Raw genomic sequence first — 23,226 nt, 5'->3', positions numbered from 1 at the left:
ATCGTCACTCCATGATTACTGGGTATTTTGGGCTTTTGAACGAGAAACCCGTGCTTCGCCAACAAAATAGTCAAATAGGAAAATTACCGCCAACATGACCACAATCAGAATTGAGCCATAAGCGATTGCCAGACCGTACTCTCCATCTTCAACACGGTTCAGGATATAGGCTGTTGCCACACGTGTATCTGGCGTGACTAAAAACACGATAGCGCTGACCGTGGTTATGGCGCGGACAAAGCTATAAATCAGCGCGGATAAGATCGCCGGGCGTAAGAGTGGCAGCAGAATATGCAGGATAGTTCTCATCGAACCCGCCCGTAGGCTGAGAGAGGCTTCATCCAGCGACTTATCAAGCTGCCCGAGTCCTGCAATACCAGCCCGAATACCGACAGGTACGTTTCGCATTGTCATAGAGATGATGATAATGAATGCCGTACCTGTGAGATAGAATGGCGCATTATTGAAAGCCAGAAGATAAGATATTCCTGCTACTGTGCCGGGAACGGCAAAACAGAGCATGGTAGTGAATTCAATGACTTTCTTGCCTCGGAATTGTTGGCGTACCACGATATAGGCAATCAACAGCCCGAAAATGGCGGTGATTGGCGCGGCAATTCCAGCGTATAACAGAGTATCCAATAGAGAAGGCCATGCTCCGTCACTCATTCCTTGACCGAATAGTTTGATAAAGTTATCCAGCGTCAGGGTGTAATCCACTCCCCAATTCACGGTGAAACTGCCATAGAAAATACTGCCATAGAGCAGGATATTGAAAATCACCCAGATAAACAGCATGGTGCAAACACTCCACACCAGCGAAACTGGCAAGGGTTGTACATCACCACGGTAAGATTTACCGGAAACCGTGACATAGGAACGTTTGCCAATCCAGAGATATTGAATGCAGAAAACTAACAGTGAGAAAACCAGCAGCGATGCCCCCAATGTGCTGGCTGACTGATAATCGAGCTGTGAGCCTGTGATATAGAAATAAATCTGGGTGGCTAATACGTCAAAGTTACCTCCCAAAACCAGTGGATTGCTGAAATCAGCCAACGATTGAACAATCACAATCAGAAAAGCGTTGGCAAGAGCAGGTTTCAGTAGCGGGATAAAAACATGGAAAAAAGTTTGGTAACGATTGGCTCGTAGCGTGTACGAAGCCTCTTCCAGAGAAGGATGGATCGTCTTGATGGCACCATCCAGAATCATGAACGCCATAGGAGTAAATGCCAGAACTTGGGCAATCCAGATCCCCGTAAAACCATATAGCCAGTTTGTGTTAGTTAAGCCAAACCACGTAGCCAGAAACTCCGTGATATAACCGGAACGCCCCATCATAAGTGTGACACCTAATCCGACAACAAACGGCGGAGTGACAATCGGCAAAATAGAAAATACTCGGCCAATAATAGCGGAACGTTTGGCGATTCTGGCAGTGTAAATCGCCAGTATCAGCCCAAATAACGTACAACCCAAACCAACAGTGACAGAAAGCAGCACTGAATTGGCAATAATTTTCAGGATATGGGATTGTCCGAGTATCGACAGAAATGCGAATGGCGCGAAATGACCAGACTCATCCGTAAACATAGGAATGAAGATGGCAATGCTGGGAAAAAGAATAAAAATGCTAATCAGTGCGACGATCGATACCAGCGAACCAATAACGAAACTATCACCACCAAGCCATTCTAAACGAGCAAGGGCGAGGGTAATGACTGCGCCCAGTGCAATAAACAGGATAATAGTGGAATAACCAAGCCCGCGTCCGGTTAGTGTTGCACTAGTGATAATAAACAGCGCACATAGCAAGGCATATCCTGCATCAAAATAGTGGCGCTGGCGGGCGTCCAGCTTGGCTGGAAAACGTGAGCGCAATAACAAGGCTGAAGGCAGTAAAAACCATAATATGCTGATATTAATACTGTACCAGCCGTAAGCGGCCAGAACTTCTTCCAGTGTTGAATCAAAAAGGCCGTAATCCAGACTCCATGATGGCAACAGGGCAAATGAGATCAATGCCAGTATAATCCACCAGAAAACAGAATCCCGACCTTGCTGTTTCTGCAAGGTAAGGGTGTGAGACATAATTCCCCCAATAAAAGTTCATGTTGAGCGTACATAAATCGCATTATTAGCAGCGAGCACATATTCAAGGCCCGCTACTTGAGTGGTGTTATTGATGGTTGAGGGGCTTAATTCCCCATCTTGATTTCAGTCACCCATTTGTTGATCAAACCTTTACGAATTTCATGGGAACCATATTTCTCCATATCGTAATTGATTAGGTTTAATTCAGCGGGATTCAGTGTCATGGGGGAAGATTCTGCCGTACTATTGGTGAGGATTTGGTAAGACTGCCCTTTTTTCCAACTCAACTCTTGTGCCTCTTTGGATAATACCCAATCGACAAATAATTTAGCGTTATCCATATTGCGGGCATTTTTGATAATACTGACTCCACCAATTTCATAACCGGTTCCTTCGCATGGTGCTATCAGCTTCATTGGTGCACCGTTTTCAACTTCCAGAGAATAATCATGTAGGAAGCCGATCCCAATAGCCGTTTCACCGCGAGCGGCATTGCGAGCAGGAGCAATGCCGGATTTGGTGTATTGGGAAATATTGTTATTCAATTTTTTCAGGTAATCAAAAGCTTCATTTTCTCCCCACAATTGGATAAACGTCGCGAGTGCTGTGTAGGAGGTGCCCGAACTTTGTGGATCAGCAAGTTGGATCTCACTTTTATATTCTGGTTTGGTCAGATCTTTCCAACACGTTGGGATGGGTAGGTTTTTTTCTTTCAGCCGTTCTGTATTCACGCCAAAACCTAAGATTCCCATATAAACCGCGGAAGTATAATTACCTTTGCGTTTTGCCGGATCACGGAACTGAGGCATAATTTGAGACAAATTGGGCGATTGATAAGGTTGCAGGAGATCCATTTCACCGGCTTGAGAATGCGGATCGAGCGTACCGCCATACCATATATCAGTCTGTGGATTGCGCTTTTCTGCTTCGATCTTGGCTAATGTGCTGCCTGTACCATTTCGGATAAATGTCGTTTTGACATTGTATTTTTCGCCGAAGGCACGGGTTTCTGTTTCACACAGGGCGTTGGTGCCACTGCAATAAACAATCAGCCGACCCGCTGCCTGGGCATTGCTGGTAATAGCTGCTGCTGTGAATCCTAAGGCAATGAGTGTGGAGAGATAAGTGAGTTTCATTAATGATGTCCTTATGTTCAAAATTTCTATTTAGGGTTGGCGAATATGAATATTAATAAACGAAACTCTTATACCCTTCATCTTTCAAGTTGCAGCTTTTTGTTGGTTGTCTTCACTCATCCTAGTTACATAGTTACATAGTTACATAGTTACATAGTTACATAGTTACATAGTTACATAGTTATCTATGTTCTTAGGGATCCGTTCTCTAGCCTCAGCGTGCTGTAATTTGAAATCTGTTTGGATATATTATTTATTTAATTTAAAAATAGAGTCCTGCTAATTAATTCATGATATATCATGATGTGGTTAACTATATTATGCAAATTAATAGGATAAATTTGCAAACTAGGTAACAATTTTCATTTCTTTATTAAATGTCATTGGTTTTTTAGTGTGTTTATTAATTTTTAAAGGTAGGTTTAGTATGTTAATTTTATTTGTTTTTTTATAATGATGAATTGGCGATATATTATTTTGTTTTTTGTTGTTTGTTTAATTTAAAGTGACAATCAAAGACATTAATGTTCATATGTTATTTTTTAATTTATCCATTTCAAGGGGATTTTATTATATTGAGATAAAATCATTATTTTATCTCAAAACATATTGTTTAAATTATCTAATGTCTCATTTGATTCTGGTTTTTTCTATATTTTATTACCCATAAGTGGTATTTGGCACAGAAATTATCTTGCAATAAATTATAGTCGATGTGGTTGTCTATGATTGAATAATTACAAATTATAGTTGTTCTTGTAGTTAAAAGTGTGTTTTAAATGGTTATTTTTGTTTTTTAATTCTTAATTTCATGGTATGGCAGAAAAAATATGCTGTATAATTAAATGTATATATAATTTTTTAATCTATATTATTAAAAATTAATAGAAATATAATAATATATCTTTATTTGTCATTTTTTTAATTATTTTTAAATTAAAACAATAGGTTATGTTTAATGTGTGAATTATAAGCTAGTCACTGCATGATTTTTAATAACTTTGAGATTATATTGGTTGTAAAAAATTCAATAATGTTAACCATGGGTTATCATTCTGTTTACATTGCAAATAAAGTGAGAACTATTTGGTGTAAAGGGATATGAATTCAAAGGTGCTGGAGCAGATCATCTCCATATCTCTGATATTTGAGGTAAGTCATTAAATATGAGTAAAACTTATAAGTTAGAAAAACTGCTCAATTGGCAGGAAAAGCCACTGTATATTAAGTCGGATCACTGGTGGCTTTGTGGAATAGTTCCTTCTAATTCATAGAGGGGCTACCTAGAATTTTCTAGGTGAGCTGTAGCTACTTGGTTGAGATAATTTGCTGTATTTTTTAATATCCGCTATCAATAGAGGCATAAGTAACAATCCCATTAGCGCGGCAGCTAGGGTTAGTAAAGCGAACATTCCAGACCAATCATAGTGGAGAATTATCTGACTTAACGGCCACCCTGCAATTGCAGCACTAAGGTAGGCATATAATCCTAAATATCCAGTGATCGTACCAGCTGCTTTTTTGTGGCAATATTCTGTTGCTGCTAATCCGATTAACATCTGTGGGCCAAAAACGAAAAAGCCGATGCTGAAAATACAAGTAGACAGTAAAATATAGTGTTGCATGGGAGCTAACCATAACGCTGTTACTGAAAAAAATAGGCCAATAGAAAACAGTAGGATCATCGGGGCTCGTTGACTACGAAAGAATAGATCAGACCCCCATCCTGAACACAGTGCCCCTAATAGACCACCTAGCTCAAACAGAGAAAGAGTGAGATTTGTGCTGAGTAAATTAGCACCATGTTTTTCTGATAACCAAAGATTTCCCCAATCATGTATTGCTATTCGAATGAAGTACACCAGAATATAAGAACAACCAAGGATCCAAATAGTACGATTGAAGAAAATTGTTTCTTGCAGAATCTTCATCATTGACATTGGTGGAGATAATTGTTCTTGTCTCAGTTCCATTTCATCTTGTCGCCAGCTTCCAACGCTAGGTAAACCATGCTCTTGTGGAGTACCGGGTAGCCGCCGACATAACCAGATGCCCAGTATAATGCTAATGATGCCAGGCAGTAGTAGTGCAGCTCGCCAGCTATAGGTTGTCGTTAGAACTGCTGATAGTAGCGTTAGAAGAATTCCACTTATATTGATAGAGATATTCCAACATCCCCACCAAAATCCTCGTTCATTGCGGGAATACCAGTGAGTGAGTAGGCGTGCACAAGGAGGCCATCCCCATCCCTGAAAGAAACCATTTAATGTCCAGACAATCAGCAAGGCTGTTAGGGATGAGCAAAATGTAAAAACAATATTAAGCAATCCGGTTGCTAATAATCCAACTCCCATAAACCAGCGATAGCCAGTATGATCATGGAAAATTCCTGATACAAATTTTGAGCAGCCATAAGCTAGATAAAACAGGCTAGCTATCCAGCCAATGTCATCTTTATCTAGTGTTAATTCTACCTGCATTTCTGGCATGGCAATATTTAAGCTTTTACGTGTCAGTTGAAATGCGGCATAACCAATAATCATCGATACCAGTAAGTAACTTCGCCAATAGCGATAATTCTGTGAGATCTGTTCATTGCTATTGGCTTGCATAATGTGTCTCCATCAGAGTGAGTAAACGCGGATAAAAGTATTAGGTTATCGCTTTAGAACATTGGAATTGAATTTGGTTATTTAATACATTCATTTGAATTTGTAGGTAAATTAACCACTACGTGAGTTCCTTGCTGAGTATTTAAGCTCCAATTTCCACCAAGCACTCGAACACGTTCTTCAATACCTTTTAAGCCAAATCCTGTGTTTTTCTGATCATCTATGATGCCAATTCCATCATCACTGATTTGAAGTTCGATGAAGTTTTCTTTTTGTTTTAATTCGATTGTAATGTTATTGGCATTGGCATGTTTGCTGATGTTGTTCAGTAGTTCTTGGATAAGCCTATAAAGAGTTAAAGTAGTGGTGCTATTCTTCGGTTCCTGTGGTAATTGATAATCAAACTGACAGGTAATGTTTTGTTCTGCAAAAGCGAATTCATTCACCAGATGATGAATTGCTTGTTCAAATGGCATTTCATCTAGGGCAGGAGGACGTAATTCGCGTAGAAGTTGACGAGTGGCTTGATGAATCTGTTGAGATAGATATTTGATTTGTTCTGCTGCTTTTATGACTAGCGGTGAATTTGCTGTACGTTTTACCAGAGTGGACTGAATTTGAATGGCTGTAATATTTTGCCCGATTTCATCATGTAATTCTCTGGCAATATTTTTGCGTATATCCTCCTCAATATGTACTAAGTTTTGCATCAAATTATGGCGCACAATTAATTCTTTTTCCAACTGTGTCCGATAGAGATTCAGATTACTTGCTAGTTGTTGTTGGCGACTGGTTGCTATACCAAGCCCAATTCCTAACAAGGCTTGAGTAGTTAAAAAGATCTCCATTTCTTGTAATTCATTGAATGAGCCGCTGAATTGGCGGGCTAAAGTCACTATCAAACTTCCTAACAGTGCAGAGAAAACACCGCCTTGCCAGCCATAACGATAGGCCATAAATACATTGGGAATAAGAACTAAAATTGACAAAAGTCCTTCAATTTTAGGTGATAAAAAGAATTGCCCACTGACGCCTAATAAGCTGAATAGAAAACACCACATTAAAAAAGGTGTTCGCAATTGTGGGTAAAATGATTCATCTGTTATTTGGTTGCTTTCTAAGCTTTGCTTGTATAAATAGATATATATTAGGTAAAAAAATGGAGATAATAAAACACCACCAGTAAGTGAAGAAAGGAAAATAAGACTTGTTTTGTTTGATAATGAAAAACCGAGGCAAAGAGTTTGTAACAGGCTATTTATAATAACACCAGCTAGTAGTATGGAGAGTTGTTGCCAATAAAGAGAGTAACGCTGCCATACTTTTCTAATTCCTAATATTGTAATAAAGCTAATAATAGGGGAAAGTAAGATGATAGGATTTGTGATGAGCTGATCGTTATTTAACAATGCGAGAATGCAAGTTTCACTAATAATAAGAAGTGGTAAATAACGCTTCCATAATAGGATCATTAGAACTAGCCTCAATCCTTGTGGCAAAAAAAGGACTGCTTGTTGCCCATTTTTGTGTAAATAAAAACTAATAACCCATAATGAAATCCAGATAAGTGAGTAAAAAATAAATATAAATAGAGACTGTAAACCGAACCGTGCTGTTCCATTCATCGACTAACCTGTAATAATTTGATGTTGTAATGCATAATGAACCAGCTCAATAGTAGAATTACACTGTAATTTACTAAGGATATTAGCACGATGGACATGGACTGTTTTGTGGCTCAGTTCAAGTTGTTCAGCAATGTTTTTTACGTTAGTTCCACGGATTAGCAGATTAAAAATCTCCTTTTCCCGTGAGGTTAATAATTTTAATGCATTAACCTCATGAGGTTTTTGGCGTAGTGCCTTCAATGCATCAGCACAAAGGTAAATTTCGCCTTTATGAACAGTGCGTACTGCCTGAATAAGTTCTTCTGGCCCACAACATTTTGTCAGATAACCGCGAGCACCAGAGTCAAGCGCACTTTGAACCAGAGCGGCTGTGTCATAAATACTGAGCATGATAGTCCGGAAATCAGGGTATTTGGGACGTAATCGTGTTAGGAGTTGAAGTCCATTTTCATCGGGCATGGCAATGTCCATGATAACGATATCAATTCTCTTTTTCAGTAGGTTTGGCCATGCTTCACTGGTACTACTGTATTGGCCAACGATTGTAATATCATTTTCCAGTGTTAATAATTGAGCAAAACCTGAGCGGACAACAACATGGTCATCAATAAGGACAATTTTTATCTTCATTTTTATTGTATATTGTATATTGTAGAGTAATTATTATAAATTAAGTTAGATATCATAGTGTTCATAAAAGAAAAATCATGCAAATAAATACACTAAATTTGCTATTCAGATAACAAATTTAATTGTAATTCTACTAAACTATATTTTTTTAACTATTTTTTATTGTTATTACTTTTACATATAAAAATAATTTATTGTTATTTATTGTTAGATATATTTCAAGTCGTCACTTTGTTATTACTCTGTAATTTGAAAAATGAAGGGTATACAATGGCTTTGTATTTTATAGCATTAACCGCAAGCACAATGAATTTTATTTGTTAATAAATCTATTTGAGCAACACTATCTCCTCCTATATTGAGAGAGCCGAATGATTCATCAAATTCAAAGTAATACTCGCTTAACTCATTTGGAATAGATTGAGCTGGGTGTAAAGTGCCACCAAAATGGTGTTCATAAAAATATCTTTCTAAATTTAGATTTAACTTCTCATCTACCTCATGGAACATGGGGATATACCCTTTAATATCAGATAAATTTATTCCATTGACATTTTCAATCTCATTTAGCTAATGTGGATACTCTTTTGGTTTAATGCCTGTATTGGGATCTTCTGTGTGGGATTCTAAATTGAAATATTTAGCTGGTTGATCAGAGAGAAAGCAATTGGTTTCATGCATCAAATTATAGTCAAGTGGCAAGCAGTCTTTATTTGGTAATTCACACTGCTTTTCTGAAAATTCCTCTTCTGTGATATAAATAAAACACCAACCACTGCCAATATCATCTTCTTGATATATTTCACTATGGTGAATATTATTAAGATAATCAATCAATTCACGCCAAAATAGATCATCACCCAGAGCGATATCACCTTCTTGTAAAAATTTATTTACGCCTTCGATGCTATCCTCTTCAAAATCATCGGATTTAAAAACAGATAAATATTCCGTTTTTGAGCTTCTGACGTTGTATTCGGTTGGAATTTTGATTGTAAAAATATGAGCCATTGGGATCCCATTTACTCTGCTTCTTGGCTATTGACATGGTTAATACCAGAAAGTCGCTCATAAATCCATCCATCAGTACCGGTATCAGAGAACTGTACTAAATATGTATTTAGGGGTTTTTGCATGATTTTTCCTTAAAATTTAACCAATAATTCATATTATTTTATAAAAATAATATATTATCATAATTAATTGTTTTCTTATATTTCATCTATAACGAGGTGTCTTTTTTTGGAATTTTAAATCTATTGCATATAAATGAAATTATTAAATAATGAACAGTAAATTAAATTATTATTTAATATTTATTAAAAAACAATTATATTACATTTTGTTTTTTATTTAAAGAAATTTAATATTTATTTTCTATATTGGAAATAACACGCAGTCATTATAGAATGCAATTTACTCTTTTTATTATTCTTGTTTTTTCTAAGAGCATTACCAATAAAAAATAAGGTATTACAAATGAAAGCACTTATTGTCATCGACATGTTGAATGATTTTGTGACAGGTGTTCTTGCTAATGAAGAGAACGCGAAGAAAATCATTCCGGTAATTCAACGAATGATCGAGTATGCAAGAAATCAGCACGATTGGTTAGTGGTGTATTCCAATGATGCACATCATATAGAGGATCGAGAAATAGATATTTGGGGTGAACATGCCTTGGCGGGAACATGGGGAGCGGATGTTATTGATGCTCTGGCTCCCATTGGGGCAGAGCGTGAAATTGTATCTCCTAAGCATTTTTATAGTGCTTTTGATAAAACCGATTTGGAAAATACCTTTGAGCGATATGGGGTCACTGAAGTTATTCTGACCGGTCAGCATACCCATTGTTGTGTCCGTCACACTGCTTACAGTGCATTTCTTCTGGGTTATGACATCACAGTATTATCCGATGCTGTCTGTGTTTTTCCGGGCATTGACCATCATGATGCTCTAGATTATCTGAAAATAAATTATGGCGCTAAAATTTCAACGAGTACAGTATTTGGTGTGCCGCTAAAATAATGCCTGCTGAGCGGAAGAGGGAAAAAGCTTGATAAATAAAATCATAACCACTGGCAGATTAATAACCTGCCAGTAAACGAGGTTAGAGTGTATAAATGTCTATAGATCAGATAAATTCTGACCATAATATATTTCTTGTATCTCTTTTTTAAGTAAACGGGTGATTTCTTTCTTTTCCGTTTCGCTTAATTCTTCTGCTGTGGTATTGAATAAATACTCGTTCAGATCAAATTCTTCCAACATCATTTTGGTATGGAAGAGATTTTCCTGAAAAATATTCACATCAATCATATGGTACTGAGACTGGATTTCTTCCGTCACATAATTCTGAATGGAATTGATTTCATGGTCGATATAGAGTTTTATGCCATTAACATCTCGGGTAAAACCACGAACACGATAATCCATTGTGACAATGTCAGATTCCAGTTCATAAATAAGATAATTCAAAGCATTAAGAGGGGAAATAACGCCACAGGTTGAGATTTCAATATCTGCCCTAAAAGTACAAATGCCACCATCAGGATGGCTTTCTGGATAGGTATGTACACAAATATGGCTTTTATCCAAGTGGGCGACGGCAGAGTCCGGAAGTGGCCCAGGGTTTTCCGTATTATCCACTAACTTGGGGTTTATGGGTTCTTCACTAATCAGAATGGTTACGCCCGCCCCTTGCGGGTTATAATCTTGGTGGGCGATATTAAGAATGTTTGCACCAATGATTGAATAGGTTTCACTGAGAATTTCAGTCAGGCGGGTCGCATTATACTGTTCATCAATGTACGCGATATAACTGTCGCGATCGGCCTTCGTTTTCGCATAACAAATATCATAGATACAAAAAATTAAGCTTTTTGTTAGATTGTTAAAGCCGTGCAATTTCAGCTTGAGCAATTTAGTTCACCCGGCTAATGAGGGATTATTGACTTCCAGACAGGGCATTCAGCAAGTACTGTTGCAAGGCAAAACTTCCTGCATGTATGGCTGGTGTGTAGTAACGGCAGGTTATGCCCGAATTCTCAAAACGCTGTTGTAGTGCTGCTAAAGGCACTTGTCGCAATGTTGGGTTCTGAGTAGCCCATGCAAACGTCATAATCCCACCGTAATAGGTTGGAACGGTAGCTTGATAGAAACTACTATCAGCAAAATAGTGGCTCAGTTTTTTATGGCTACTGATAGCTTCATCTTGTTGCAGGAAACATACGCCATTTTGGGCGACAAAAATACCGCCTTCGTTCAGGCAACGAGCGCAGCGTTCATAAAATTCAGAGGTAAATAAATTTTCACCAGGGCCGATGGGGTCGGTGCAGTCAGAAATGATGATGTCGAATTTGTCAGACGTTGTTTTAACGAAGTTGATACCATCATGACCAGTTTGAAGCGGGGGTCATCATAGGAGCCTGCGTTGTGGCTGGGTAAATATTGACGGCAAAATTCTACAACATCCACATCAATTTCCACCATTATGATATTGTCGAGATATTGATGACGACAAACTTCACGTAACATCCCGCCATCGCCTCCCCCAATGATCAAGACACGCTTGGCCTGACTGTGGGCAAATAGTGGAACATGGGCCATCATTTCATGATAAATACACTCATCGCGCTCTGTCGTTTGTACTACACCGTCAAGCGCCATAATCCGGCCTAACTCTGCATTTTCAAAAATAACCAGATCTTGATGCTCTGTTTTATTGTGATAGAGCACATTTTCAACGGTAAAATACTGACCAAAATTGGCATGTAATGTTTCATACCAAATTTTTTTCTGTGACATGTTCTGGTATTCCTCCATTGTAATGTTCACAGGAATTGGGTGCACATAATAGCCAACTATTAATTGGGTTGCGCCGCGAAATTTACCTGTAGAGGCATTTAACCAAAGAACTATTTAACAACAAACTGTTTTACAAGGAACTATTTTACATAGGCAAGTAAACTGAGGGAATTTCGGGCAAGCGAGCGGCATTTTAGCTCATGAGGCAGATGGATTCCTTTCAGATCGTTGTAGCCTGACTGATTTAGTTCTTCCATTAGCTGGCTGTCGTAATTGCTGAGATCCAAATTTTTATGTTGAGCAAAATAGATAATTGTACGCCGAATCTCTCGATCAGGGATTTGACTATAACCACAATCATATTTTAAGAAGATATAGACAGCTGTCAGATCAGCAAGATCTTCAGCATCTTTCTCAGATAGGGCTTGTGCGGGTTGTGCTAAACCAAACAAAACCAGGATGTAAGTCAATAAGGCAATTTTTTGCATAATTTCTATTATACTGATTTTCTACCGTTTCGCCTAAGTTAACATATTAATATCTTTGTTAGCCAAACTTTATTTTCTTAACTTTGAGAAAATTACCTTTTTTTCTGTCAGTAAAAAAATTTAACTGACCATATCACGAATAGGGTTTGTTCTGATGGCATTGAGTGTTATTTTATGCGTTTGGTGAGCTTATGGTATTGAGCAGTGTGTAAATAATCACACCAAATTTTGGTTTGCTTTGTGATTATTTAAAACAAAATCAAATGGTTATATTGATGAAGAAACATATTGTAGAAGTGATGATCTCCGAACAAGAGATTAAACAACGTGTTGCTGAACTGGGGCAACAGATTACCGAACATTATCGTGATAGCAATCGTGAACTGGTGTTGGTTGGTTTGCTAAGAGGATCATTTATCTTTATGGCAGATCTATGTCGTGAAGTACAGGTTCCTCACGAAGTGGATTTTATGACTGCATCCAGCTATGGCAATGAAATGAGTTCTACCCGCGATGTGAAAATCCTCAAAGATCTGGATGAAGACATTCGTGGCAAAGATGTGTTGCTCGTTGAAGATATTATCGACTCAGGTAATACGCTGAACAAAATCCGTGAGATTCTGGGGCTTCGTGAACCGAACTCACTGGCGATTTGTACCTTGCTGAGCAAACCATCTCGTCGTGAAGTCGATGTGCCAGTAGAATGGATTGGCTATTCGATTGAAGATAAGTTTGTGGTTGGTTATGGCATTGATTATGCTCAACATTATCGCCATCTGCCTTATATCGGGCATGTCACCCTGCTGGAAGATTAATTTTTACGATAAGTCAAAGTCGCTTAGCGAAAAATGCTGTAAATTCTTGCTTAATGTGGCGAGGAGCAATCACTAACGTAATCAGCGCAACAGTGAGAAAATGGCAGCGAAATGCTGCCATTTGTTTTTAATTCAATCTGTTATTTTTTCTGCGATAGTGTAGAAATGGCCTGACGATAATTAAGTTCCAGTGTTTCACGGCTGTTAGCCGTAATATCCAAATTATGTAATTCACCATCTTTCAAACCATACACCCAGCCGTGGATTATGACCTTTTGGCCGCGTTTCCACGCAGATTGCATAATGGTTGAGTGGCCGAGGTTATAAACCTGCTCAATCACATTCAATTCGCACAAGCGGTTCAGTCGTTCGTTCGGTGATAGCTCACCAAGCATTGAACTGTGTTTGTACCATAAATCACGAATGTGGAGCAGCCAGTTATTAATTAAGCCCAACTCAGTGCCATTCACGGCAGCTTCAATACCGCCGCAACCGTAATGACCGCAGATGATGATGTGTTCAACTTGCAAGACTTCAACCGCATACTGAACAACTGATAAACAATTTAAATCGGTATGGATCACAAGGTTAGCAACGTTCCGATGAACAAACAGATCGCCGGGTGCAGCATCAATCAATTTCTCGGCAGGTACTCGGCTATCAGAACAGCCTATCCACAGGAAATGAGGCTTTTGTGCTTTCGATAGTTCTTTGAAAAAATGCGGATTTTCTTCATTTACAGAATTTGACCACTGTTTGTTCCTGGCAAACAGTTCTTCAATTTTTCTCATCATAACTAATAGCCTGATAACGTTTATGAGATAGAATCATATACAACATTACTTGAGAATTTAATATTTAATTGAGTAATGTTTTTTATTTTATCTCTGTCACGGCGAAGAAAGGTAGGAAAAATAATGGCATAATTTCTATCTTGCACTCAAAAATAGCAAAAAATAAAGGTATTTTTTACTTATGGCTTATGCATTGGAATTGACGCAGCTCACGAAAACCTACTCGGGAGGAGTGAAAGCGCTGCGGGGGATTGATTTACGTGTAGAAGCAGGGGATTTTTACGCACTTTTGGGGCCAAATGGTGCTGGGAAATCTACTACGATTGGTATCATTAGTTCCCTAGTTAATAAAAGCAGCGGTAAGGTTAAAGTATTTGGTTACGATATTGATACTGATCTTGTCAATGCTAAACGGCAACTCGGACTTGTTCCACAGGAATTTAATTTCAACCAATTCGAAACAGTGATTCAAATTGTATTGAATCAGGCTGGATATTATGGTGTCCCGCGCAATGTAGCGCAGCACAGGGCTGAAATTTATCTTACTCAACTGGATCTCTGGGGAAAGCGTAATGAACGGGCCATTCGTTTGTCCGGAGGCATGAAACGGCGTTTGATGATTGCTCGTGCTTTGATGCACCAACCGAAGTTGCTGATCCTTGATGAACCCACTGCGGGAGTGGACATCGAACTGCGCCGCTCCATGTGGGAATTTTTAAGAGAGTTGAATGTGCAGGGAACCACTATCATCCTGACGACCCACTATTTGGAAGAAGCTGAAATGCTGTGCCGTAATATTGGCATTATCCAGCATGGCGCGCTGGTTGAGAACACCAGCATGAAAGATCTGCTCCGCCAACTTGAATGTGAGACATTTTTATTTGATTTAGTATCGAAAGGAACGATGCCTATCGTTGAAGGTTACGATTATCGTTTGATCGATGCAGCCACGCTGGAAGTAGACGTAAAACGTGGGCAAGGGTTGAATGACATTTTTTTCCAGCTGAATACGCAGGGTATTCAAATCAGCAGCATGCGCAACAAAGCGAACCGTCTGGAAGAGCTGTTTGTTGGGTTGACCAATAATAATCAAGGAGGTAGTTAATGATCCAACTGTACTGGGTGGCTTTGAAAACCATCTGGATTAAAGAAATCACCCGTTTTGGCCGTATTTGGGTGCAAACTTTGCTTCCTCCCGTGATCACCATGTCCCTTTATTTTGTTATTTTCGGCAACCTGGTTGGTTCCCGTATTGGTGAAATGGGTGGGTTTGGCTATATGCAGTTTATTGTGCCAGGGTTGATTATGATGTCGGTGATCACAAACTCCTACTCAAACGTCTCTTCTTCCTTCTTTGGCGCTAAGTTTCAACGTAGCATCGAAGAAGTATTGGTTGCGCCAGTTCCGACACATATTATTATTACTGGCTTTGTTGGCGGCGGCGTGGCACGTGGTGTATTCGTCGGGATTCTGGTGACACTGGTTTCCCTGTTGTTTGTACCGTTACAGATCCAATCATGGGGCATGGTGGTGATCACTTTGCTGGCAACGTCCATTCTGTTTTCATTGGCGGGATTGCTGAATGCCATTTTTGCAAAAAGCTTTGATGATATCAGCATCATTCCGACCTTTGTTTTGACACCTCTGACTTATTTGGGCGGCGTATTCTATTCTCTTACTCTGTTGCCTGATTTCTGGCAATCAGTATCAAAGCTTAACCCAATCGTCTATATGATCAGTGGCTTCCGCTATGGTTTTCTCGGTATTGCTGATGTTTCTGTGATGATGACATTAAGCATGTTAGGGGCCTTTATTGCCGGGTTTTATTTATTGGCTTGGTATTTAATTGAATCAGGCCGAGGTCTGAGAAACTAATAGGCAAACCAAACAAACACTCCGCCGTTAATTTCGGTGGAGTGAGCGTAACCAACAAAGCTGTAACTTGAAATATTATGAGTATATAGATAATAAAATTGATTGATCGCATCCCTCCAATTTCAATTTTGAATAATCTAATATCTCATAAATTCATTCCATCAATATCCCCAGAAAAATATATCGCCAATATAAGAAACATGTAGCGCAGCTAATAAATAACTTAATAATAAAAGTTATTCTCTTAGGTAATATATCCTTCGTTTTTCTAAATTGCCGCTTTGTTGGCTATGCTCATTCATCCCAGTCGCATAGTTAGTTAATGGTTTTCTATTGCAGTTTTTTAGATTTATAAAATACAAATATTTATTTCTCTTCTACGGTTCCGAGCTTTAAAAATGAAACCATCATTTTTAGCTGCATGGGTGGAGTTTATATGCGCATTCTCTTTTTGGGTGACAGTCCGGTTCCTGTGTCGAACTCATTTATTTTATTGGATGATGCTTGTCAGTAGCGAACCAAGAAAGGCATTGAAATTACCAGGGTCAAAGTGGGGGACTTCGATGCTGAGGCATTAATAAAAGCTGAAGAAATGATCAGTGGCGTTCATGCCTGCTATAGTCAGATTCAATACTATGATGAGAAAACATCACCTTTCATTTATACCGAAACCCTCAGCCGTCTGAAAAAAATCTCAAAGCTTTCTTTCGGGTAATTCAACGTCGTCTATTGCAGGCAATTATAGCACCTCAATTGTTAATGGTTGGAGGCACATAATACTGTAATAAGAAATCAATGATTACAGTCCGTTTTCTGCCTTGGCTGATGCCCATATTACTGGTTGTGATTTGGCAGATTGCTGGCAGTGAAGGCTGGTTGTCGAGTCATATATTACCTCCCCCTGAAAAAGTACTGTAAGCTGGATAGATACTGCTGAAAAGTGGTGAATTATGGAGCAATATCTACATTAGTACCTGGCGTGCATTGTGTGGTTTTGCTATTGGTGGAGCCATTGGTCTTGCTTTGGGATTATCAAAAACTGGTGAACGTCTGCTGGACAGTACGGTATCCGTTTGCATGTCATTGTCCGTGAAACAGAAGAAGAGGCTTGGGCGGCGGCTGAGCGTTTGATCTCTCATCTGGATGATGACACTATTACTCAGGCTCAGAATGTTGCCCGTATGGATTCAGCAGGACAAGCGCGAATGAGCGTATTACATCAAGACTTAAGGGATAATTTACTGATTGGCCCCAACTTGTGGGCGGGAGTAGGGTTGGTAGGGAGTGGCGCGGGAACCGCTTTGGTCGGGAATCCAGAACAGGTGGCAGAAAGAATACGTGAATATCAGGCGTTGGGGATCAGTAATTTTATCTTCTCCGGCTATCCACACCTTGAAGAAGCACACCGTTTTTCAGAGCTGGTCATGCCATTGTTACAAGTTAATCAGCTACAGGGAAATCAGAGTTGCTCGTCAATTCGTTCAGCTAATACGGGGCCTTTTGGCGAGACCATCGGTAACGATAAGCGTCCAGTCAAACAGGATAATGCAGTGAACAGCCCCCCAATTATGTAACAGCAGTGTCGAACCTTATTGATGATTGTTTATTAATGGCTGTTTATTGATGAATCTTTACATTTTACTAAAGGGTGAGGGCTGAAAGGTTGCTAAGGCAGTGGTCTTGTCTGGCAAACGGGATGCGTTCATATGCCAATTATGATGACAAATCAACGTCCATTGCAATTTGCCTACTGGGTACCCAATGTTTCCGGAGGGTTGGTAATCAGCAAGATCCCTCAACGTACTCAGTGGGATGCACAATATAACCGGCGTTTGGCGCAAATCGCGGAAAGTGTCGGGTTTGATTATGCTTTAACCCAAATTCGCTTTACCGCGGGTTATGGTGCAGAAAATCAGCACGAGTCAGTCACTTTCTCTCAGGATCTGCTGGCGGCAACGGAAAAACTGAAAGTCATTGCGGCGTTGTTACCCGGTCCTTGGAATCCGGCACTGGCAGCCAAACAGATTGCGACCATCAGTCACCTTTCCGGCGCCCGTATTGCGGTGAATGTGGTCAGCGGTTGGTTTCGCAGTGAATTTAAAGCCATTGGTGAAATTTGGCTCGATCATGAAGAGCGTTATCTGCGTTCTGAAGAATTTATTCGTTGTTTGCGGGGCATCTGGCAAGAGAGTCAATTTACTTTTGCTGGCGATTTTTATCGATTCCGAAATTATAGCCTGAAGCCAAAACCGCTTGATCCACAACCGGAAATTTTTCAGGGGGGGAGTTCACGCGCAGCACGGGATATGGCAGCCCGCGTTTCTGACTGGTATTTCACTAACGGTAACAGTGTAGAGGGTATACGTCAGCAGATCGACGATATTAAAGTAAAAGCCCAGCAAAATCAGCACATAGTGAAAATTGGCATGAATGCGTTTGTTATTGCCAGAGAAAGCGAACAACAGGCACAACAAGTACTTCAGGAAATCATTGACCACGCCGATGTGGACGCTGTGAAAGGTTTTCAACATGAGACACAAAATGCCGGTCAGGCTTCACCAGAAAAAGAGGGCAATTGGGCGAAGTCCAGCTTTGAAGATTTGGTGCAATATAACGATGGCTTTAAGCCTGAATTGATCGGAACGCCACACCAGATTGCTGAACGGATCATTGAGTATAAAAAAGCGGGGGTGGATCTACTGTTGTTGGGATTTCTCCATTGTCAGGAAGACGTGGCATTTTTTGGTCAGGAAGTGATCCCCCTGGTCCGGGAACTTGAACAGCAGTTAATGTTGGAATTAAAGGCATAATGTTACCTTGGTATTGTGTCTGAGGAGCGCAGGGGAAGCATGATGATAAACTTATCACCACTGGCCCGGAGGCGCTTTAGTGAGCGAATGAGGCTACCACAAGTAGCAGAACATGCAGTGGTTGTTGCTAATGAAGTATTGCATGTCCCGCACCTTACTAAAATTACTCAATGTCCTGTTTTATAACTCGGTAATGTGCTTAATTCCTCTGATTAATCAGAGGAATTAAGGTGTACCAAGTTTTTGTTATTATTGATTATTTATTTGATTGATTATCGTTATGCTGATCCAAATTCTGTTTATCCAGAGACCAGATTGCGCTGCGCACATCTACTTTGACTGGTAACAATCCAATACGGGTAAATGTATCCCAGATAACAAAGCGTGATTTGTAGGACATATTAACTCTCTTTGTGATTGATAGAGGAAAGATAACAAATCCAACTTGTCACTTTTAAATAACAAAATTGCGCTTGTTAGTGCGGATTTTTGCTAACGACAGGTTGGGGCCTAATGGGAGGGGTTTTTAATAATAAATTAAAGAGATGTGTGCCACTTTGAGTGATTACTAGCACACATCTCTAATCTCAATTATGCGTCTAAATCAACCTGCTGATTATCAATCAGGCGGGTCTGGCCTAACCATGCAGCCATCAGGATCACCGCTTTTTTGCTCTGTGGCGTTAGTGGTGCCAAGTTCTTTGCATCGCGGATAAATAGCTCATCCGGAATAAAACCGGCTTCACGTAATTGTGAAGCTGCCGTTTCAATCAACTGCTCGGTATCTCGTTCACCTTTCTTTATTTGCTCAGCGATATGCTGCATGACCTTATGCAGTGAAGGCGCAATTTTTTTCTCGTCAGGAGACAGGAGGTTATTACGTGAACTAAGTGCCAAGCCATGTTTATCACGGACGATAGGCACAGAAACCAGCATAATATCGTAAGCCATATCGGCAATCATTTTGCGGATAATCTGCAATTGCTGGAAATCTTTTTCGCCGAAATAAGTGAAATCAGGCTGAATAAGGTTAAACAATTTGCTGACAACGGTAGTGACTCCACGGAAATGCCCAGGACGGCTGGCCCCTTCAAGCATATGAGAGAGTTCAGGTACTTCGACAAAAGTCTGATTGCCGTTTAATCCATTCGGGTACATCTCGTGAGCACTAGGCGCGAAGACCAGATCAATATTGCGACGACTCAGTTTCTCACAATCTTCCTGTAACGTTCGTGGGTAAGTGGCTAAATCATTTTCGTTATCAAATTGCATCGGATTGACAAAAATACTGACGATAACGACGTCAGCCTGCGCTTTGGCAGTATCAACCAATGTCATATGACCATCATGCAGATTTCCCATCGTGGGAACAAAAGCAATGCTTTTGCCTGCCTGACGCCAACGGCGGATTTCACGGCGTAAAATAGGAATCGTTTCTATAATCAGCATTGCTGTACTCCTCTAATTCGCAGTCATGCTGGGAATTATCAGTTAAATGAGTGTGCTTGGTCGGGATAGATACCACTTTCTACCTGTTCAATATACAAACGGATGGCATCCCGGATATTTCCCGTTTCTTTGAGAAAGTCTTTGGCAAATTTCGGCGGTTTGGCGGTGATGCCCAATGCATCGTGCATCACTAAAATCTGAGCATCAGTAGCATTACCGGCACCTATGCCAATGACTGGGATCGTGGTCAGTTTTTCAGTAACCTGGCGCGCCAGTTCGGTAGGAACACACTCTAACAATAACATTTGCATACCTGAATCTTTTAGTGCGAGCGTATCGTTAATGAGTTGATTTGCCGATGATTGATCGCGCCCCTGAACTTTATAACCGCCCAGGATATTGACAGATTGAGGCATTAATCCTAGGTGAATACAAACAGGTACAGAACGTTCAGTCAACATTTTTACTGTATCACAGAGCCAGCTTCCGCCTTCGATTTTGACCATATTGGCGCCTGCGCGCATCAATTTGGCGGCGTTCTTGCAGCCTTGCTCTGGAGTGGCGTAACTCATGAATGGCATATCAGCAATTAAGAACGCATCAGGAGCGCCAGCGCGAACGCAGCGAGTATGGTAAGCGATGTCTTCAATCGTGACAGGTAAAGTTGAATTGAATCCTTGCATAGTCATGCCAAGTGAATCACCAATAAGCATGACATTAATTCCCTGTTCGGCAAAAATATGGGCGAAACTGGCATCGTAAGCTGTGATTGTAGCGAATTTGCGTTTCTCTTTTTTTAACTGCCACAGGTCAGATAGAGTTGTTGGTTTCATTATTATCTCCCGATATAGTTAGAGCCTATCCATTGGGTGATCTAAAAATACTCAATGGGATAGGCCCTGATTATCCAGATATCGGCCACGGCTGTATGAGATGTTGAGTTATTTTTCCTTCATAAAAATACTAAGTTACAACGATAAAACCGACTCATGTTATAACGCTCTGCGCTAAAATCATCTGCGCTGAAATCATCCATGCAACAATCATTTATGCAACAATCATCCGTACTACAACCAAAATGCCAGGCCATTCTCTGGAACTTGTTTCAATCGTTCTGCCAGTGTTTCTCCGTCGGGAAACACCAGATCCGGTGCAATTTCTGCAAGCGGGTAAAGCATAAATTCGCGTTGTTTTAAACCGTAGTGGGGAACGGTTAAACGTTCAGTGTCAATGATGTGATCGCCAAACAGCATAATATCCAAATCGAGTGTTCTTGGCCCCCAACGTTCACCTTTGCGGACACGGCCTTGCGCCAGTTCAATTGCTTGAGTGTGTTCAAGCAATTGAACTGGTTGTAATTGGGTTTCCAATGCGACGGCAAGGTTGAGGTAATCAGGTTGATCTTGTGGTCCCATCGGTTTAGTTCGATAAAAAGATGAGCGAGCAACAAAAGTGGTGTCAGGGATCATTTTCAGGGCAGCAAGCGCACTATCGATTTGCTGCAAAGGATCAGCCAGATTACTACCAATGGCAATGTAAACCCGTGTCATATTAACCGTTGTCCTTGTTCTGGCGGGGAGTGCGTAGACTACGGCGAGGACGTGTTCTGCGGCGAATAGGCTCATTACCCAGTTCTGATATCATTCCGCGCTGTTGAGACGGTGTTGATTGCTGGAATTCAGTCCACCAGCGCACCAGTTCTTTCAGTTCATAGCGTTGTTCAATGCTGGCACGTAATTCCAATAAATCATACGCTGCACGGAACTTCGGATGTTCCATCAGTTTATTTGCCCGTTTTCCTTGACGGCGGGGTAGGCGAAGCTGAAGTAGCCAGATATCACGCATGGTTGTGGTATGGCGTTTAGGGATTGCAATGAAACGGCACTGTTCATCAAGAATGTCATTCATTGCCAGCGCAAAGGCATCGTAATATTGTAATCCGCCTTCCTGGGACAATTTTTCCGCATGTTCAATTAATGGATACCACAGTATGGCAGCGAATAAGAACGCGGGATTAACACGTTTATCGTTCTGTAGGCGATAGTCCGTATTTTTTAATACCTGCTCCAGTAGTTTTTCCATCGGTGAGTCACAGTCTTGGGTAAAACTACGTTGGTTCAGTGGGAATAACGGTTCAAACAAATCGTATTCACGCAGCAGCTTATAAGTACTGTAACCATACCCTGTTTGTAACAGTTTCAGGGATTCTTCGAACAGGCGCGCTGATGGAATATCTTTCAACAGAAACGCAAAACGTGAGATTGGCTCGGCAGTCGCTGGCTCGATAGTCATGTTCAGTTTGCCGGCGAAACGGATGGCACGCAACATACGCACAGGGTCTTCCCGATAGCGGGTTTCTGGATCACCAATCAGACGGATGATACCTTCGTTCAGGTCTGACATTCCGCCGACGTAATCCCGCACAGCGAAATCTTCAATGCCGTAGTAGAGACTATTGATGGTGAAATCGCGACGAGCAGCATCTTCTTCGATCGAACCGAAAATGTTATCACGCAGTAACATGCCACTCTGGGCTTTATGTGATTGGTTCCGATCATTGCTTTCAATTTGCTCATGTGGCCCACGGAAAGTGGCAACTTCAATCACATCTGGCCCAAACATGATATGGGCAAGACGAAAGCGGCGACCGACAAGACGACAATTGCGAAATAGCTTACGAACTTGCTCTGGTGTAGCGTTAGTTGCGATATCGAAATCTTTGGGTTTTTTGTTCAGCAATAAATCACGAACCCCACCACCGACGAGATAGGCTTCAAAACCTGACTTGTTCAAGCGATATAGAACTTTGAGGGCATTATCGCTAATGTCCTTGCGTGAAATGGTATGCTGCTCCCGAGAGAACACCGTGCCCGGGGAGTCCGCAGGCTTTGCCTTTACGGGTTTTTTCTTCATTTTGTCGTTGTCGGCATGTGATGAAGATGAATGATTCACTCTGCGTCGTCTACGCAGAGAGCTGCTCTCTGTTTGAGCAGAATGGTCAGATATGGTAACTGGCCTTTCACCGACTGCCGGTGTATTGCACTTTGCCCTATTATCGCGGATCAGCAAATTACGGCAGAAAGTT

General features: G+C 40.5%; 21 protein-coding genes and 3 pseudogenes. 8 read left to right on the top strand and 16 right to left on the bottom strand.

The window, feature by feature from the left end; genetic code table 11:
* Positions 1–15: 15 nt before the first annotated feature.
* The 7 genes from Xhom_RS15425 to Xhom_RS15395 form a co-directional block, all read right to left on the bottom strand.
* Positions 16–2,094, bottom strand: coding sequence for an ABC transporter permease (locus tag Xhom_RS15425; RefSeq protein ID WP_069318143.1), 2,079 nt, complete (start codon positions 2,092–2,094; stop codon positions 16–18).
* A 107-nt stretch (positions 2,095–2,201) separates the two neighbouring features.
* Complete coding sequence (locus Xhom_RS15420) at positions 2,202–3,233, bottom strand: ABC transporter substrate-binding protein (RefSeq protein ID WP_069318144.1); 1,032 nt, start codon at positions 3,231–3,233, stop codon at positions 2,202–2,204.
* Between the two features lie 1,283 nt (positions 3,234–4,516).
* Entirely contained in the window at positions 4,517–5,845 is a 1,329-nt protein-coding gene (uhpC, locus tag Xhom_RS15415) for an MFS transporter family glucose-6-phosphate receptor UhpC (protein WP_069318145.1), read from the bottom strand.
* 77 nt (positions 5,846–5,922) lie between these two features.
* Positions 5,923–7,470, bottom strand: coding sequence for an MASE1 domain-containing sensor histidine kinase (locus tag Xhom_RS15410; RefSeq protein ID WP_069318146.1), 1,548 nt, complete (start codon positions 7,468–7,470; stop codon positions 5,923–5,925).
* Positions 7,471–7,473: 3 nt separating this feature from the next.
* Positions 7,474–8,103 carry a response regulator transcription factor gene (locus tag Xhom_RS15405; RefSeq protein WP_069318147.1) on the bottom strand — a complete coding sequence of 210 codons (630 nt, stop codon included), beginning with the start codon at positions 8,101–8,103 and terminating at the stop codon, positions 7,474–7,476.
* Between the two features lie 291 nt (positions 8,104–8,394).
* Complete coding sequence (locus Xhom_RS15400; protein ID WP_069318148.1) at positions 8,395–8,613, bottom strand: hypothetical protein; 219 nt, start codon at positions 8,611–8,613, stop codon at positions 8,395–8,397.
* Positions 8,614–8,673: 60 nt separating this feature from the next.
* A complete protein-coding gene (locus tag Xhom_RS15395) occupies positions 8,674–9,114 on the bottom strand; it encodes a hypothetical protein (RefSeq protein WP_069318149.1) in 441 nt (146 codons plus the stop codon).
* Positions 9,115–9,582: 468 nt separating this feature from the next.
* On the opposite strand from Xhom_RS15395, the gene Xhom_RS15390 reads away from it, so the two are divergent.
* Positions 9,583–10,131, top strand: coding sequence for a cysteine hydrolase family protein (locus tag Xhom_RS15390; protein WP_071933902.1), 549 nt, complete (start codon positions 9,583–9,585; stop codon positions 10,129–10,131).
* Between the two features lie 99 nt (positions 10,132–10,230).
* Here the strand turns inward: Xhom_RS15390 and speD are convergent, their stop codons facing one another.
* From speD to Xhom_RS15375, 3 genes and pseudogenes are all read right to left on the bottom strand, one after another.
* A complete protein-coding gene (speD, locus tag Xhom_RS15385) occupies positions 10,231–11,025 on the bottom strand; it encodes an adenosylmethionine decarboxylase (RefSeq protein ID WP_069318150.1) in 795 nt (264 codons plus the stop codon).
* A 25-nt stretch (positions 11,026–11,050) separates the two neighbouring features.
* Positions 11,051–11,910, bottom strand: a pseudogene (gene speE / locus Xhom_RS15380) (polyamine aminopropyltransferase).
* Between the two features lie 140 nt (positions 11,911–12,050).
* Positions 12,051–12,398 (bottom strand): YacC family pilotin-like protein, encoded by a 348-nt coding sequence (locus Xhom_RS15375; protein WP_069318151.1) that lies wholly within the window; start codon positions 12,396–12,398, stop codon positions 12,051–12,053.
* Positions 12,399–12,673: 275 nt separating this feature from the next.
* Here Xhom_RS15375 and hpt point away from each other — a divergent pair, with 275 nt between their 5' ends.
* Positions 12,674–13,213 (top strand): hypoxanthine phosphoribosyltransferase, encoded by a 540-nt coding sequence (gene hpt / locus Xhom_RS15370; RefSeq protein ID WP_071933903.1) that lies wholly within the window; start codon positions 12,674–12,676, stop codon positions 13,211–13,213.
* Positions 13,214–13,353: 140 nt separating this feature from the next.
* Here the strand turns inward: hpt and can are convergent, their stop codons facing one another.
* On the bottom strand, positions 13,354–14,007 hold the full coding sequence (can, locus tag Xhom_RS15365) for a carbonate dehydratase (RefSeq protein WP_069318153.1): 654 nt from the start codon (positions 14,005–14,007) through the stop codon (positions 13,354–13,356).
* 181 nt (positions 14,008–14,188) lie between these two features.
* Here can and Xhom_RS15360 point away from each other — a divergent pair, with 181 nt between their 5' ends.
* From Xhom_RS15360 to Xhom_RS30340, 6 genes and pseudogenes are all read left to right on the top strand, one after another.
* Positions 14,189–15,112 carry an ABC transporter ATP-binding protein gene (locus Xhom_RS15360; RefSeq protein WP_069318154.1) on the top strand — a complete coding sequence of 308 codons (924 nt, stop codon included), beginning with the start codon at positions 14,189–14,191 and terminating at the stop codon, positions 15,110–15,112.
* Complete coding sequence (locus tag Xhom_RS15355) at positions 15,112–15,882, top strand: ABC transporter permease (protein WP_069318155.1); 771 nt, start codon at positions 15,112–15,114, stop codon at positions 15,880–15,882. The genes Xhom_RS15360 and Xhom_RS15355 overlap by 1 nt, the downstream gene beginning before the upstream one ends.
* Positions 15,883–16,677: 795 nt before the next feature.
* A complete protein-coding gene (locus Xhom_RS45970; protein WP_418384816.1) occupies positions 16,678–16,800 on the top strand; it encodes a hypothetical protein in 123 nt (40 codons plus the stop codon).
* Between the two features lie 140 nt (positions 16,801–16,940).
* Positions 16,941–17,456 (top strand): annotated as a pseudogene (locus Xhom_RS15350) (LLM class flavin-dependent oxidoreductase); the annotation flags it as partial.
* A 144-nt stretch (positions 17,457–17,600) separates the two neighbouring features.
* On the top strand, positions 17,601–18,692 hold the full coding sequence (gene sfnG, locus Xhom_RS15345; RefSeq protein WP_099139802.1) for a dimethylsulfone monooxygenase SfnG: 1,092 nt from the start codon (positions 17,601–17,603) through the stop codon (positions 18,690–18,692).
* Positions 18,693–18,731: 39 nt separating this feature from the next.
* Positions 18,732–18,878, top strand: coding sequence for a hypothetical protein (locus tag Xhom_RS30340; protein WP_157104632.1), 147 nt, complete (start codon positions 18,732–18,734; stop codon positions 18,876–18,878).
* Between the two features lie 70 nt (positions 18,879–18,948).
* On the opposite strand, the pseudogene Xhom_RS30335 reads toward Xhom_RS30340, so the two are convergent.
* The 5 genes and pseudogenes from Xhom_RS30335 to pcnB form a co-directional block, all read right to left on the bottom strand.
* Positions 18,949–19,065 (bottom strand): annotated as a pseudogene (locus tag Xhom_RS30335) (hypothetical protein); the annotation flags it as partial.
* Between the two features lie 218 nt (positions 19,066–19,283).
* Entirely contained in the window at positions 19,284–20,141 is an 858-nt protein-coding gene (gene panC / locus Xhom_RS15340; RefSeq protein ID WP_069318157.1) for a pantoate--beta-alanine ligase, read from the bottom strand.
* 38 nt (positions 20,142–20,179) lie between these two features.
* Entirely contained in the window at positions 20,180–20,974 is a 795-nt protein-coding gene (panB, locus tag Xhom_RS15335) for a 3-methyl-2-oxobutanoate hydroxymethyltransferase (RefSeq protein WP_069318158.1), read from the bottom strand.
* 234 nt (positions 20,975–21,208) lie between these two features.
* Positions 21,209–21,691, bottom strand: coding sequence for a 2-amino-4-hydroxy-6-hydroxymethyldihydropteridine diphosphokinase (gene folK, locus Xhom_RS15330; protein ID WP_069318159.1), 483 nt, complete (start codon positions 21,689–21,691; stop codon positions 21,209–21,211).
* A 1-nt stretch (position 21,692) separates the two neighbouring features.
* Positions 21,693–23,054 carry a polynucleotide adenylyltransferase PcnB gene (gene pcnB / locus Xhom_RS15325; RefSeq protein ID WP_211287899.1) on the bottom strand — a complete coding sequence of 454 codons (1,362 nt, stop codon included), beginning with the start codon at positions 23,052–23,054 and terminating at the stop codon, positions 21,693–21,695.
* Between the last annotated feature and the right edge of the window lie 172 nt (positions 23,055–23,226).

Source organism: Xenorhabdus hominickii, from assembly GCF_002632725.1.
Lineage (GTDB): Bacteria > Pseudomonadota > Gammaproteobacteria > Enterobacterales > Enterobacteriaceae > Xenorhabdus > Xenorhabdus hominickii.
Note: the sequence above shows the minus strand (reverse complement) of the source record. Positions and strands in the feature narration are given on the sequence as shown.